Origin of the sequence: Arenibacter flavimaris (genome assembly GCF_030291335.1) — a bacterium.
In the GTDB taxonomy this organism is placed as follows: domain Bacteria; phylum Bacteroidota; class Bacteroidia; order Flavobacteriales; family Flavobacteriaceae; genus Arenibacter.
In genome coordinates this window covers 149,235-163,104 of the sequence record NZ_JASWIM010000003.1, presented here as the reverse complement: position 1 = coordinate 163,104, position 13,870 = coordinate 149,235, and the positions used below count along the sequence as shown (strand labels likewise).

Here is a 13,870-nt window from a genome sequence, read left to right as displayed (position 1 = left end):
AGATGGGAAGAATACTTTTAAAAAACGCTACGGTCGTTAACGACAATAGAATATTCCCTGCCGATATACTGCTGGAGGATGAGCTTATTCTAAAAATCGAGGATCGGATTTCATCGGAGGGCGCAGTGAAGGTAATGGATTTGAAAGGCAAGTATGTTATACCGGGGGCCATAGACGATCAAGTACATTTTAGGGAGCCCGGTCTCACCCATAAGGGTACCATTGCTACGGAAAGTAGGGCAGCGGTAGCCGGCGGAATAACTTCCTTTATGGAACAGCCCAACACCAATCCGCAAACTACTACCATTGAGGCTTTGGAGGATAAGTTTGAAATAGCGAGAAATTCTGCCTTTGCCAATTACTCTTTTTTATTCGGAGGAACCAATGATAATTTGGAAGAGATCAAGAAATTGGACAAGAAAGCCTGTTCCGGGATTAAACTCTTTTTAGGTTCCTCTACGGGGAATATGTTGGTAGACAATGAAGAGGTGATCGAAAAAATATTTAGGAATACCGAGATGGTCATTTCTGCACATTGCGAGGATGAGTCCACAATTAAGGCCAACCTGGCCAAATATAAAGAGCAGTTTGGAGACGATATCCCTTTAAAATACCATCCTTTGATCAGAAGTGCCGAAGCCTGTTATCTTTCTTCTTCCAGGGCCATTGCCTTGGCCAAAAAAACTGGGGCAAGATTTCACGTTTTTCACCTTTCCACTGGAAAGGAAACGGAGCTTTTTAGGAATGATATCCCGCTAGAGGATAAAAAAATTACAGCTGAGGTCTGTATTCACCATCTTTGGTTTTCGGATGAGGACTACGATGCCAAGGGAACCTTAATTAAATGGAATCCAGCCGTTAAAACGGCAACGGACAGGAGACAACTTTGGGAGGCTTTATTGGACGATCGAATAGATGTTATTGCCACGGACCATGCACCGCATACCTTGGAGGAAAAGAACAATGTGTACACTTCCGCTCCCTCTGGAGGCCCTTTGGTGCAACATGCCTTGCCGGCAATGTTGGAGAGGTTTCATAGTGGACAGATAAGCTTGGAGAAAATTGTGGAGAAAATGTGCCATAATCCGGCTAAATTGTTCCAGATAAAAAAACGTGGTTTTATTCGGGAGGGATATTATGCCGATTTGGTGGTCTTGGATCTTAATGATTCCTGGAAAGTGACCAAGGAAAATATAGCCTATAAATGTGGATGGTCCCCTTTTGAAGGAAATTCGTTCAAATCCAGGATAACCCATACTTTTGTAAATGGCCATTTGGCCTATGGGAATGGTAATTTTTCGCAAGAGCGAAAAGCCATGAGGTTAACTTTTAATAGAGACTAATGCTAAAATATGTAATTGTTATTTTCCTGGGGTTGCTGCTTTCATGTAATGAAAAGGTAGTGGAGAAACCGGAAAACCTTATCCCGGAAGATAAAATGGCCACCATTTTATACGACGTGGCATTATTAAATGCCGGAAAAATAATAAATGAAAGCACTTTAAACGAATATGATATACAGCCTATGGCCTATATCTATAACAAGTATGGGATAGACAGTGTTCAATTTGTAAAAAGTGATACGTATTATGCCTCCATTCCTACTGAGTACGAGGCCATCTATACGAAGGTAAAGGATAGATTGGAGCGGGATGAAAAGTTCTTTGAAGAAAAAAGGCAGCAGAAACAAGATTCTATAAAGGAGGCTAAAGAAAAGTTGAATCCCAATACTAAAAAAAAGCCAGTGGGTTCTAAGGATTCTCTTCCATAAATTTTTTGCAGGATAGCTCAATGGCGCTGTCCAAGGCTTCAAAGGAGTGCCCTAATTGTTTTTGGATCTTGTCCGCACTGAACAATTGGTTTTTACGCAAAGATTGAATCGAATTTTTGGTAAGTTTTCTTCCGCTGTTCCAGAAAATATTTCTAAGCCAATCCAATCTCCTAAACACCTCTAATTGCCAAAATTTGATTACCCTGCTTGGGGCTGGTTTGCCAAAGGCCTTTGTAATCATTGTTAGCATTTCTTGGTAGGTCAGATTTTGGGCCACGAGGATAAACTTTTCATTGATTATGGAAGACTGCATTAACTGCGTCATGACCTTGACTACATCACTGACCGTAACGAAACCGGTTCCTCCCGGCGGATAATATTTACGGGCCTTATAAGCGGTTTTAAATAAAACTCCGGTTCCCGTTTCCCAGAATCCAGGCCCTAAAATAACCCCTGGGTTTACAATAACCACAGGAACGTTTTCCTGTGCTCCCCTCCAAACTTCCAGTTCGGCATCCATCTTGGTAATGGCGTATACATTGCTTTGTTGGCTGGTCCAATCCGTTTCTTCAGTAGCCTCTTGGTTACCTACTGTTCTCCCTATGGCGCCAATAGAACTGGTATAGCACAACTTTTTAACACCCTTGGCAATACAAAGATTGACAATATTTTTGGTGCCTTCATAATTTACCGAGCGCAATAGGTCATAGTCATTGGGGTTAAAAGAAATTAAGGCCGCACAATGATAAACATGGGTCACGTTTTCAAAAGCTATTTCCAGGGCAGGTAGGTCCGTGAGATCGGCCTTTACCCATTCAATTTTTTGAAACAGTTCCTGCGCTTGGTCGGTGTAATATCCAAATACCTTTTCAACCTCCCTTAGGTTGCTCTTTTCTCTATGGATGGCTTTTACCGTGGCACCTGTTTGCAATAAGTGCAAAAGAAGGTGCGCTCCTACCAAACCTGTTCCTCCTGTAACTAAAATCATAGCGCTAATTTACTCAATTGCCTCCAATTTATTCCGTTTATGGGAGGAGTTAAACAACCTATTATTTTATATTTGCCACAATTATTGAATTAGAAGATCTTAAGCATGACTACGAACTTTGTAGAAGAATTAACTTGGAGAGGAATGTTGCACGATGCAATGCCCGGTACGGAAGAACATTTGTTAAGTGGGATGCAATCGGCCTATGTGGGCATAGACCCAACAGCAGACTCACTACATATTGGACATTTGGTTGGCGTTATGATGCTTCGCCATTTTCAGTTGGCAGGCCATAAGCCTTATGCGTTGATCGGTGGGGCAACCGGTATGATCGGTGATCCCTCTGGAAAATCTACAGAGCGGAACCTTTTGGATGAGGCCACTTTGGCACATAACCAGGCCGGCATAAAAGCACAACTTTCCCGTTTTTTGGATTTTAATAACGGAAAGGATAACAGTGCCGTACTGGTAAACAACTATGATTGGATGAAGGGTTTTTCCTTTTTGGAATTTATACGGGATGTAGGAAAGCACATTACGGTAAATTATATGATGGCCAAGGATTCTGTAAAAAAACGTTTATCGGCCGAAGCCAAGGAAGGAATGTCCTTTACCGAATTTACCTATCAATTGGTTCAGGGGTATGATTTTTTACACCTGTACAAAGAGTATAATTGTACCCTGCAAATGGGGGGTAGTGATCAATGGGGAAATATTACCACAGGTACGGAACTTATTCGTAGAATAGGAGGCGGAAAGGGATTTGCCCTTACCTGTCCATTGATTACAAAGGCCGATGGCACCAAATTTGGGAAATCTGAAGGGGGGAATATTTGGTTGGATCCGGAAAGAACATCTCCTTATAAATTTTATCAATATTGGCTGAACACCTCGGATGGGGATGCCGAAAAATATATTAAAATTTTCACCTTTTTACCAAAGGACGAAATAGAAAATTTGGTAAAAACCCACCATGAAGCCCCGCATTTAAGGGTCCTTCAAAAGCGTTTGGCCGATGAGGTTACGGTAATGGTACATTCCCGGGAAGATTTGGACAATGCCGTAAAGGCAAGTGACATCCTCTTTGGAAAATCTACCTCGAGCGATTTGAAAAAGCTTAATGAAAAGACATTTTTGGAAGTGTTTGAAGGTGTACCACAGGCGGAGGTATCCAAAGAGGACATAAACAATGGCCTGGATATGATTGCGGCCTTGGCGGCGAAAACAGGTTTTTTAGCTTCGAATGGGGAAGCTAGGCGCGAATTGAAACAAAATTCCATTTCCGTTAATAAGGAAAAAGTCAAAGAGGATTATATCATTTCTTCAGAAGATCTGATCAACAATAAATTTGTTTTGTTGCAGCGCGGGAAGAAGAATTATTTTGTGCTGGTAATCGCCTAATAGTTCCACAAATGAAAACATTTGTTGATAAATGATAATTATATATTGTTTATCGATATTTTTATATTAATTTTCAAGAAGATTTAATATAAGGATTATGACAAAAAATAGATTGCTCAATGTGGTAATTCTCCTATGCAGGTTTTGCAAAATACTTTGTGTTTTACTTTTCTTGGCTATGAGCACCTTATTGATTTATATTCAAGTGGATCGCGATAGTTATAATGCCATGGACTTTCAGATAAATATAGATGAAAGCCCTGGGTTGGGTATTACTACCAAGAACAAATGGCGACTTGATGGAGAGGTGGCTCCAGAGGATGATAAAGTATTTACATTGGATAAATTAACTACTGGCTCACTATTTATGCTGTTTATTAAATATTCCATCATTCTAGTTTTGGTATTCCTAAGTTTTAAGGAGTTTGAAATGGTGGTAGAGTCGGTTAAAAAAATTCAAACTTTTAAAATAGGGAATGTAAGGTCTTTCATAAGATTGGGTAAATACTTTTTTGTCCTGTTTCTCTTATTTAGTGTTTCTGTATTTGGTTTTGAACAAGGTCGGATAAGCATTATAAGTATAGCCTTTTTGCCATTAGTTCTAATGTTATTGGCTTTTGTGATGGCTGAGATCTTTAAGGAAGGTAATCAGTTGTCAGAGGATAATGAACTCACCGTTTAGAAATGGCCATAATTATAAATCTGGATGTTATGTTGGCGAAAAGAAAGATGTCGGTTACCGAGCTTTCGGAAAGGGTGGGGTTGACTATGGCAAATATATCAATACTAAAAAACGGGAAGGCAAGGGCAATCAGGTTTTCAACCTTGGATGCCATTTGCCAAGTTTTGGCTTGTCAACCGGGTGATATTTTGGAATATAACGAAGAATAGGGCGATTTAGTCCTGGCTATTACTCAATAAATCCTATATATTTTCGTTAGTCCAATACAATTGGATATTATGAAGAAGTATTTTATGTTGTTTGCCTTGGTGGGACTTTTTAGTTCTTGTGATAAATTGGACGAGCTTACCAAATTTGATATGGATTATGATCAGACGGTGGTAATACCTTCAACAACAGGGGTGGATTTGCCTTTTGATATCTTTACCCCTGAAAAAGAGACCAATTCATCTGCAGAATTTGAGGTGAATGATACTAGAAAGGATCTAATAGAAGAAATTGTCCTGAAGAAATTGGTGATGACGGTTGAGGCTCCTGAAGGGGAGGATTTCAGTTTTTTGGAATCGATTATTATTTATATGTCCGCAGAAGATTTGCCGGAGATTAAAATAGCTTGGAACGAAGACGTATCGGCCACTGCCGGGGAACAGTTGGAATTGGTTACCACGGCTGAGGATTTAAAGGAATATATTAAAAAGGATACTTATACCTTAAGGCTAAAAACGGTAACCGATGAGTTTTTGTCGTCGGATTATGAAATAAACATAGCCACTACCTTTTTTGTGGATGCCAAGATCTTGGGTTTATAATACCATTAAATTGCAGCCTCTAATATCGGAATGGTCAAACCTGCCCAATATTTCAAAACTTCCGTCGGTATGTACCTTGCCCAAATCCTGGGTGGCAATGAAGCTGCAGGAGTGTATGTTGGCCAGGTCTATGATATTTACACCTCCCGTTCTACCCTCTTTCTGCAAGCTTAAAGGGTCTTCGGTTTCTCTTGTCAAGACTTTCATCCATTTAGGGGAAAGGAAACGGCCATTGCCTTGGGAATAGGCTTGGGACAATAACTCTGTCATTCCATATTCCGAATGGATAGTCGGCACCCCAAACCCTTTTTTTAAGAGTTGGTGCAATTCCTCCCGGATCAATTCCTTTTTTCGTCCCTTCATGCCTCCGGTTTCCATGACAATGGTATTCTTTAGATTTAATTGGAATCTTTCGGCCATATCCAATAGTGCAAAGGAAACACCCAGCAGTAATATTTTGGTGTTATGGCCATCCAGGTCGACCATGGTCTTTTGTAAACGGTCAATATCATCCAAATAAAAGCCACTTTCCGGATGTCTACTTTTATTGATGAGATCGTTGGCCATATAGATTAAGGAAGATCCCTCCCTTTCCAGATAGGAGGGCAATAAGGCCAATACACAATAGTCCTCTATTTCCCCATAAAACTGTCTGAAGGCGGATAGATAACTATTCTCATACAGCTCAACACTTTTTACATAATGCTTGCTTACTTCGCTTCCTGTAGTGCCACTGCTGGTAAAGGTTATCCGGGGCTCAAATGAACCGCAAATTACTTTTTTGGATTTAAAAAATTCTATCGGTAGAAAGGGAATATCTTCAATAGTTTTAACGGAGGACACACTTTTTCCTAGATGTCGACAAAATTCCCTGTACACCAAGTTTTCGCGAAATTGGACCTGAAATGTCTTCAATGCCAGGGCATTGAACTCTTCTTCCGTTGAAATTGTAAAAATATTTTCGAGAGGCATATTGTAAATCAACTACTACAAAAGTAATGATAACAACATAGTGGAAACCTTATTTTATGGTTTTATTAGTGAAACTCAATTTTAAGAAGTCAGGAGGACGCACTTAAAATTGCAAGTTGAACTAATCCCGCCTTTTCCGGCGGGATCTAGGTTCAATACCTTTTATTTTATGGATGCTTTTTCGAATCATTTTTTGAATAGCCGCTTAAGAAAAAAATTTAACGGAACATGGGTAATATCTTCCCTCGTAGATAAGCCATAGATAAGCCGTATATAGGCCGTATATGAAAATAGGGAAAAAAAGGCTATATCCACCCCTTTTTGGCGCGCTAAAATAGCTCCTTTTCAAGACACTTTTTACCTTTCATGAACGTCAAAATACGCTCCGGGATCCCTTGCGGAAAACCAAGCCAAAATGCAGTGTCTTTATTAGTGAAACTCAATTTTAAGAAGTCAGGAGGACGCACTTAAAATTGCAAGTTGAACTAATCCCGCCTTTTCCGGCGGGATCCATGTACAATACCTCGCCCCTAGGGTCGATTCCTATTAGTGAAACTCAATTTTAAGAAGTCAGGAGGACGCACTTAAAATTGCAAGTTGAACTAATCCCGCCCTTTTCGGCGGGATCTAGGTTTAATACCTTTTATTTTATGGATGCTTTTTCGAATCATTTTTTGAATAGCAGGGCAGGAAAAAAACTCAGCGGAACTTGGGTTAATGTCTTGTCCGGGGATAAGCCGTAGATAAGCCATAGATAAGCCGTATATAGGCCGTATATGAAAATAGGGAAAAAAAGGCTATATCCACCCCTTTTTGGCGCGCTAAAATAGCTCCTTTTCAAGACACTTTTTACCTTTCATGAACGTCAAAATACGCTCCGGGATCCCTTGCGGAAAACCAAGCCAAAATGCAGTGTCTTTATTAGTGAAACTCAATTTTAAGAAGTCAGGAGGACGCACTTAAAATTGCAAGTTGAACTAATCCCGCACTTTTCGGCGGGATCCATGTACAATACCTCGCCCCTAGGGTCGATTCCTATTAGTGAAACTCAATTTTGGGAAGTCGGTAAGACGCACTTAAAATTGCAAGTTGAACTAATCCCGCCTTTTCCGGCGGGATCTAGGTTTAATACCTTTTATTTTATGGATGCTTTTTCGAATCATTTTTTGAATAGCCGCTTAAGAAAAAAATTTAACGGAACATGGGTAATATCTTCCCTCGTAGATAAGCCATAGATAAGCCGTATATAAGCCGTATATAAAAATAGGGAAAACAGATTGGATCCCCCCCCTTTTTGGCGCGCTAAAATAGCTCCTTTTCAAGACACTTTTTACCTTTCATGAACGTCAAAATACGCTCCGGGATCCCTTGCGGAAAACCAAGCCAAAATGCAGTGTCTTTATTAGTGAAACTCAATTTTAAGAAGTCAGGAGGACGCACTTAAAATTGCAAGTTGAACTAATCCCGCCCTTTTCGGCGGGATCCATGTACAATACCTCGCCCCTAGGGTCGATTCCTATTAGTGAAACTCAATTTTGAGAAGTCAGGAGGACGCACTTAAAATTGCAAGTTGAACTAATCCCGCCTTTTTTGGCAGACAGGCTTGCCCTGAGGTTTAATACCTTTTATTGGTATAGATTTAATTCTCCCTTCCCGTATTCCTACTATTGGACGTTTAAATAGTTATATTAGGGAAGGGTGTAGAAAGAAGAATGTACCTTCTGAAAGGCTTATTTCACGACCAATTTTCTGGTCATCTTAACCCTGTCTTCGGTAATTTGTAAGACATAAACTCCCGGTGCCAATTTGGATATATTTAAAAGCGTATTGCTTATCCGGTCTTCCAAGACAATGGTTCCAAAAACATCATAGATTACAACGTCCTTTATTCCATTATGTTTAGTGGTAATATAAACTACCTCCTGATATGCCGGATTAGGGTATAATTTAAACGTATTGGCCGGGGCATTTCTGTCTGCAGGTTCTTCAACGAATTCCTGTGCAGAAACGGCCATAGAAAATACCACGAACAGTAGGGTGTAAAATATTTTCATAGGTTAGCATTGATTTGGGATCAATACAGTAAATGTAGGTAAACACGGCAATAAGTGGTAATAAATGTTGCAAAAGGGTGTTTTTTGTATGTGTAACCCTTTTTTAATAGTTGTATTGGGATAATAAGACCTGAAAATGAGGTGATTAAGGAAGTATTGAGCTGTTGTTAATTTGGGAAAGGCTATTTTATAATCAACTTTCTCGTAGCTATTTTGTTTTTTTCGTTGACCCTGAGCATATAGACACCAGCATCCAAATCGTTGACATTCAATTCCGAACCAATAATAGTGGTTTCCAGTACCTTGGATCCAAAAATATCGAAAATTAAAATCTGTTTAGGAGCGTTCAGGGAAGTGCTAATATACACCCTGCCATTGGTAACAGGATTGGGATATATCTTAAACCCAGGAATATCCCCACCCCCAGCATTTCCTTTGGGTTCCTGTCCAAAGGAAATAGAGATAAAGAGTAAGGCTATAACTAAGTAGAGTTGCTTCATAGAAACTTTAACAACAAATAATATACCGTAAATGTAAGAATTTTAGGTGCAGCACATTGTCGGGAGCTAAATTTATACTCAAAAATTCGATGAAATGCAAAAAGAGGCCGAATTATATGTTAAAAAACATGGAACTCGACCTCTTTTTTTTCAAAATGGAAATAAACTTTTTAGAATTTTATATTGTATCCTATGGAGAATGACCTTCCGGGGCTTCTTTTGGAGAAAGTCTGATTTTGCGCCTTGAAGGATTCATACTCGCTTTCCACGTCATCGCCCAAGATATTGCTTATTTTAAAACTTAGGCTCTGATTTTGGTTTTCGCCAAAGCTTTTGGAGAAGTTAAAGTTTAAATTGTGAAAGGGCATGGTATACACATCCGGTACAAATCCGTTACCAACCACCTGTAATGTTTTTCCCTGAACATTGTAGTTCATTCCCATTTGAACACCGTTTTCGGCACCTTCGTAATTTAAACCGGAATTGATAAGGAATGGGGATTGTCCCTGTAGTTCCCGGTCATTGCCCAAGGTTTCCCCATCCCTTAGTCCCAGTGTTCTTAAAGTACGCTCGCTTTCGCTATAAACTTGGGTAGATTTAATGATGGAGGTATTTACGTTTAGACTAAAATTTTGAAGTGCTGCTGCAAGGAACCCTAAATTTTTCCTTAGTTCAAATTCCAATCCAATTACGTCCGCATCACCCAAGTTTTGTGGGGTAAAGTTATCGGATGAAGATTCAAAGTACGTAAGTTCAATGGGGTCGGTGAATTTTTTGTAAAAACTGCTCAATGCGATCATCTCTGCACTTTCACCAAACCATTCAACCCTAAAATCGAAATTGTTGATGTAAGTAGGATCCAAATCAATATTACCTATGAAGGTGTTGTTGGATAATGGGTCAAAGATCTTGGCAATGGAAGCTTCCTTAAAAGAAGGTCTTGCGGTAGTGCGGGAATAGGATCCCCTTAAATTGACATCTTCTGTAAGTTCATAGATTAAATTGGCTGTGGGAAAAAGATCAAACTTATCTATGATGGTTTCATTATCATAGATAATCTTTTCAGGGTCATTGATGTCCTTGTTGTCCTCTCCGGTATATTTGGATTCGAACTTCTCCACCCTAACACCAAGGATAGTTCTTAATTTTTGTCCCAGTTTAAACTCGTTGGATACATAACCTGCTATATTTTGTTGGGCAGCCTCGTAGGTGTTGGCCGGTTCGGCCACCGAGATGTCCGGGTCAATATAGGAACCGGAATTGTTGTTGACGGTCCAAAGGTTTTCTTCCAAAAGGATGTTGTCTGCAATACCATTGAACTTGGTAGTGGATCCATTGTTCTCGATCTCAAAGTTCAATATGCCAAAATTCCTATTCTTGTAGGAACCATAGGCACCAAATTTTAATTTGGCGTCTTTTTCCAGAAAATCATATTTTTTGGTAAGATCCAATTTGGCAACTGCATTTATTTCTTCCAAATCCCTCCAGATTCTTTTTGGCTGGTTGTTCTGTGGAATGGAATAAACTCCGTCCTCTACCCTAAATGATGTTGTTCTGATATCTTTGTCCTGAATTTTGGATAGCGTAGGGGAAAGTGCCCATTCCGTAGTCCATGAAGCATCTTCGCTGGAGTGTATTCCGCTCAGCAATGCGTTGGTGATGGAACGTTGTGTATATTCCAAGTTATCTTTTGAGAAATTCACAAAGTCTGAAAAATTAAGGGTCTGACTAAAATAACCGGCCGTAGACTCCCCGTTCTGTAAGTGGAGTATGTTTAGTTTGTATTTGGATTTCCCGGTTTTAAAGGAAGTCCCTAACAAACCGCTGACCAAAACATTATTTCTGCCTAAATCCCCTGTTTGCGTCCTATCGGTTTCCAGTTCAAATACGGAGGTGTCCGCATTTCTCCTATAGAAATTGTTTTCCGCCCCTTCATAGAAGGTAGTGGTATTTTTATAGGATAGGGAAGCCAAAAAGCCCAATCTATTCTCACCTTCGCCAACATTGTATTGATTGCCCGTAGTAAACCCAAAACTATAGTCCATGGCACTATTTGCTTTCATTGCCGAGAGCACAGGATTAAACTTTTTGGTAATTGCCGTTAATAATGGATTGTACTCAAAAGTGTTGGGAATATCCTGATTCCGGTTAATGGGAACAGCGCGGTTACCATTGTCGAATCCTAGGAAATCTGTAGAACTGCCCTTGTAGTCCAAATAGTTTTCGTTAAAGTGCATATCGGGATTGTAACTTCCGCTAAGGGAAATACTGTGTTCCTTTTTTGTGGGGTAGTCCTTGGTTACGATATTCACGATGCCACCAGTAAAATCTGCAGGTAAATCTGCGGAAGCCGATTTAAGTACCAATATATTGTCTATGATGTTGGTAGGAAAAATGTCCAACTGAATAGTATTTCTATCTGGGTCCAGACCGGGAATGTCCACTCCGTTCAGAATAGATTTGGTATACCTATCCCCAAGCCCCCTTACATAAACATATTTACCGCCTTGAACAGATACGCCAGGCACAGATTTTATGGCGCTGGCAACATCGCTGGAGCCTGATTTTTTAAAGGCTTCGGCCGATAGTCCGTCCAAAAGGTTAACGGCTTTTTTCTGTATACCCAAAACAGCAGTTTCCGTATTTTTTTTAACGCTTACGGATACCACCACTTCATCAAGGCCTTCGGCCAGGGTTTCCATGGTAACATTTACGTTGGTTACTTCGTTCGCTTTAATGAGAACATCGGTAATTTCTACAGTTTTATAACCAAGGAATGAAAAAGTAAGGGTGTGGCTTCCCTCCTCAAGGGTAAGTTTGTAATTGCCATCAAAATCTGAGGTGGTACCTATGGTGGTACCTTTAACTAAAATGTTGGCAAAGGGTACAGGGTCTTGAAAATCTGCATCGATCAATGATCCCGTTACCTCGCCCGTTTGTGAAAAAATGAGTTGAAAAATAAAAAAAGTAAAAGTTGAAAGTCTAAGTGAATATCTCATAAGTAATTGATAGTTAAATCGTAATAAACCAAATGCCCGCCATTATGTTTGGGCGAGCAATTGATTGTTGTTTTAAAGGGGTGTATAGTTTCTGTTAGAAACCCAAACCAGCTTTAGCACTTGCATAGGTCCAGGAAAATACCGTCAGGTCCGCACCTACCGTCTGGGCACCATCGGTAACTTGTGTGGTCCAGTCTGCAGCTCTTTCCGTAAAAGTTGGATCAAGGATTATTTTAGATTCCACTTCGTTTCCGTCGTCATCTTTTTTAACTTTTTCAGCGAAAATACTGTTGTTGAAACCTACAATTTGCCAGGCTTCGAATTTTAATTCGCCGTCCAAGAAGTTTTGGGCCACATCATTGGCGTCCAATTCCACATCTTTTCCATCTTGGAATCCAAGGGCGTAGATATTCTTGGTGGTTCCCATAGCATTACTTCTGTAATCCGCATACTCACCATCGGCGGCCGTTGAACTGCCAAAAATAGTGGCGTTTTGCAGGGTGAAGGAACCGTTGATGGAACCTTCCGGACCGTCAATTTCAAAAGCATGGTCTGAAGCCTCACCTGATATTACTACCGCATTGTCTATAGTTCCGGAATAAGCTTGGTCAATATCCAAAGCATCATCGCCCTGGGCCCAAACCAATAGATTCTTTGTGTTTACAGTTCCTCCAAAAAATTCGATACCATCATCAACATTGGCAACAACTTCAATATTTTCGATCTTGGTGCCACGACCCACTGAACCTAAGGTAAGGCCGTTGATTTCGTTTCCTTCCCCGATCAAAGCACCACCATGGCGAATGGAGATATATTCCAATTCTCCTGAACTGTCATCATCGTCCAAGGCATCCCCAGGACCGTAAAGTCCAAAAGTGTCATCGGCAGGTATACCTTCAATCTGTACCTCTGTTACATCGCCTTTGAAAGAACCGGTAGCTCTTCCCAAAACAATTAGTCCGCCCCATAGTCCTCTTTGATTGGAGTCCAAATTGGTTCCAGCTGCCTGTCCAACACCTATATTGTCTGCCTCGGCTGTAAATATAATTGGCTTATCGGCCGTACCGTTGGCCATAATGGTAGATCCTCTTTGGACAATCAGAGCAGATGCCAAAGATCCTGAACCCGGCTTGCCTTTAATGATAGTGCCTGGCTCAATGGTCAAGGTTTTCCCTATTCCAATAACAACTTTGCCTGCCAATAGATATATATTGTCTGCAGACCAAGTAGTGTCGGTGCTTATTTCTCCAGAAACTGTAATAATTTCGGCACATGAACCACCTATGTCCACGCCTGTCTCATCTCCGTTCTGGATGCCATCCTCACAAGTAGCCGTTGCTTCTGTACATGGCTGACAATTAGGTCCGCCGCAATCAACACCAGTTTCTCCCTGGTTTTGAATTCCGTCATTACAGGTAGCTACTGTTTCAGCTATTGGCGGTTCATCATCATTACTACAGGACGTAAATGCTAAGGCACCTATGGCCAATGCGGATAATAATAGTTTTTTCATTTCAATTGAATTTTTCGGTTTCATTTTTGAGTTCACTTGTTTTATTTAAACATGGCAAATAAATGACCCAACTGTAAAAGTCGCGTTACCCTCAGATTAATAGTTTGTTGGCTTAATGTTATCTAAATGTTACTATATTAAATCCGTGTTAAGTGGTTTGGTGTAATAGTATTATCTTTAC

Annotated in this window: 12 protein-coding genes; 6 read left to right on the top strand and 6 right to left on the bottom strand. The window is 40.3% G+C overall.

The window, feature by feature from the left end; translation table 11 throughout:
* The first annotated feature begins 2 nt into the window (after positions 1 to 2).
* Positions 3 to 1,343, top strand: a complete 1,341-nt coding sequence (locus QSE00_RS03985; RefSeq protein ID WP_286104935.1) for a dihydroorotase — start codon at positions 3 to 5, stop codon at positions 1,341 to 1,343.
* Positions 1,343 to 1,771, top strand: a complete 429-nt coding sequence (locus QSE00_RS03980) for a DUF4296 domain-containing protein (RefSeq protein ID WP_286104934.1) — start codon at positions 1,343 to 1,345, stop codon at positions 1,769 to 1,771. The genes QSE00_RS03985 and QSE00_RS03980 overlap by 1 nt, the downstream gene beginning before the upstream one ends.
* Here the strand turns inward: QSE00_RS03980 and QSE00_RS03975 are convergent.
* Complete coding sequence (locus QSE00_RS03975; RefSeq protein ID WP_286104933.1) at positions 1,752 to 2,759, bottom strand: NAD-dependent epimerase/dehydratase family protein; 1,008 nt, start codon at positions 2,757 to 2,759, stop codon at positions 1,752 to 1,754. The genes QSE00_RS03980 and QSE00_RS03975 overlap by 20 nt on opposite strands.
* A 105-nt stretch (positions 2,760 to 2,864) precedes the next feature.
* Between QSE00_RS03975 and tyrS the strand changes: the two genes are divergently transcribed.
* The 4 genes from tyrS to QSE00_RS03955 all read left to right on the top strand — a co-directional run bounded on the left by tyrS (position 2,865) and on the right by QSE00_RS03955 (position 5,651).
* Positions 2,865 to 4,160: a tyrosine--tRNA ligase gene (gene tyrS, locus QSE00_RS03970; protein WP_286104932.1), complete on the top strand. Its 1,296-nt coding sequence runs from the start codon at positions 2,865 to 2,867 to the stop codon at positions 4,158 to 4,160.
* 97 nt (positions 4,161 to 4,257) lie between these two features.
* Positions 4,258 to 4,842 (top strand): DUF2975 domain-containing protein, encoded by a 585-nt coding sequence (locus QSE00_RS03965; RefSeq protein WP_286104931.1) that lies wholly within the window; start codon positions 4,258 to 4,260, stop codon positions 4,840 to 4,842.
* 2 nt (positions 4,843 to 4,844) lie between these two features.
* Entirely contained in the window at positions 4,845 to 5,051 is a 207-nt protein-coding gene (locus QSE00_RS03960; protein WP_286104930.1) for a helix-turn-helix domain-containing protein, read from the top strand.
* A gap of 69 nt (positions 5,052 to 5,120) precedes the next feature.
* On the top strand, positions 5,121 to 5,651 hold the full coding sequence (locus QSE00_RS03955) for a hypothetical protein (RefSeq protein ID WP_286104929.1): 531 nt from the start codon (positions 5,121 to 5,123) through the stop codon (positions 5,649 to 5,651).
* Here the strand turns inward: QSE00_RS03955 and QSE00_RS03950 are convergent.
* The 5 genes from QSE00_RS03950 to QSE00_RS03930 all read right to left on the bottom strand — a co-directional run bounded on the left by QSE00_RS03950 (position 5,646) and on the right by QSE00_RS03930 (position 13,689).
* Positions 5,646 to 6,623 (bottom strand): long-chain-fatty-acid--protein ligase, encoded by a 978-nt coding sequence (locus QSE00_RS03950; protein WP_286104928.1) that lies wholly within the window; start codon positions 6,621 to 6,623, stop codon positions 5,646 to 5,648. The genes QSE00_RS03955 and QSE00_RS03950 overlap by 6 nt on opposite strands.
* A gap of 1,730 nt (positions 6,624 to 8,353) precedes the next feature.
* On the bottom strand, positions 8,354 to 8,677 hold the full coding sequence (locus QSE00_RS03945; protein WP_110354572.1) for a T9SS type A sorting domain-containing protein: 324 nt from the start codon (positions 8,675 to 8,677) through the stop codon (positions 8,354 to 8,356).
* 182 nt (positions 8,678 to 8,859) lie between these two features.
* On the bottom strand, positions 8,860 to 9,177 hold the full coding sequence (locus QSE00_RS03940) for a T9SS type A sorting domain-containing protein (protein WP_110354573.1): 318 nt from the start codon (positions 9,175 to 9,177) through the stop codon (positions 8,860 to 8,862).
* 170 nt (positions 9,178 to 9,347) lie between these two features.
* On the bottom strand, positions 9,348 to 12,176 hold the full coding sequence (locus QSE00_RS03935; RefSeq protein ID WP_286104927.1) for a TonB-dependent receptor: 2,829 nt from the start codon (positions 12,174 to 12,176) through the stop codon (positions 9,348 to 9,350).
* Positions 12,177 to 12,270: 94 nt separating this feature from the next.
* Positions 12,271 to 13,689, bottom strand: coding sequence for a hypothetical protein (locus tag QSE00_RS03930; protein WP_110354800.1), 1,419 nt, complete (start codon positions 13,687 to 13,689; stop codon positions 12,271 to 12,273).
* Positions 13,690 to 13,870 lie beyond the last annotated feature (181 nt).

What these genes read in the sequence shown, in the direction of transcription:
- QSE00_RS03985 (WP_286104935.1), top strand. Translation starts at nt 3, where the DNA reads ATGGGAAGAATACTTTTAAAAAACGCTACGGTCGTTAACGACAATAGA.
- QSE00_RS03940 (WP_110354573.1), bottom strand. Translation starts at nt 9,177, where the DNA reads ATGAAGCAACTCTACTTAGTTATAGCCTTACTCTTTATCTCTATTTCC.
- QSE00_RS03960 (WP_286104930.1), top strand. Translation starts at nt 4,845, where the DNA reads ATGGCCATAATTATAAATCTGGATGTTATGTTGGCGAAAAGAAAGATG.
- QSE00_RS03955 (WP_286104929.1), top strand. Translation starts at nt 5,121, where the DNA reads ATGAAGAAGTATTTTATGTTGTTTGCCTTGGTGGGACTTTTTAGTTCT.
- QSE00_RS03930 (WP_110354800.1), bottom strand. Translation starts at nt 13,689, where the DNA reads ATGAAAAAACTATTATTATCCGCATTGGCCATAGGTGCCTTAGCATTT.
- QSE00_RS03945 (WP_110354572.1), bottom strand. Translation starts at nt 8,677, where the DNA reads ATGAAAATATTTTACACCCTACTGTTCGTGGTATTTTCTATGGCCGTT.
- QSE00_RS03950 (WP_286104928.1), bottom strand. Translation starts at nt 6,623, where the DNA reads ATGCCTCTCGAAAATATTTTTACAATTTCAACGGAAGAAGAGTTCAAT.
- QSE00_RS03965 (WP_286104931.1), top strand. Translation starts at nt 4,258, where the DNA reads ATGACAAAAAATAGATTGCTCAATGTGGTAATTCTCCTATGCAGGTTT.
- QSE00_RS03935 (WP_286104927.1), bottom strand. Translation starts at nt 12,176, where the DNA reads ATGAGATATTCACTTAGACTTTCAACTTTTACTTTTTTTATTTTTCAA.
- QSE00_RS03980 (WP_286104934.1), top strand. Translation starts at nt 1,343, where the DNA reads ATGCTAAAATATGTAATTGTTATTTTCCTGGGGTTGCTGCTTTCATGT.
- tyrS (WP_286104932.1), top strand. Translation starts at nt 2,865, where the DNA reads ATGACTACGAACTTTGTAGAAGAATTAACTTGGAGAGGAATGTTGCAC.
- QSE00_RS03975 (WP_286104933.1), bottom strand. Translation starts at nt 2,759, where the DNA reads ATGATTTTAGTTACAGGAGGAACAGGTTTGGTAGGAGCGCACCTTCTT.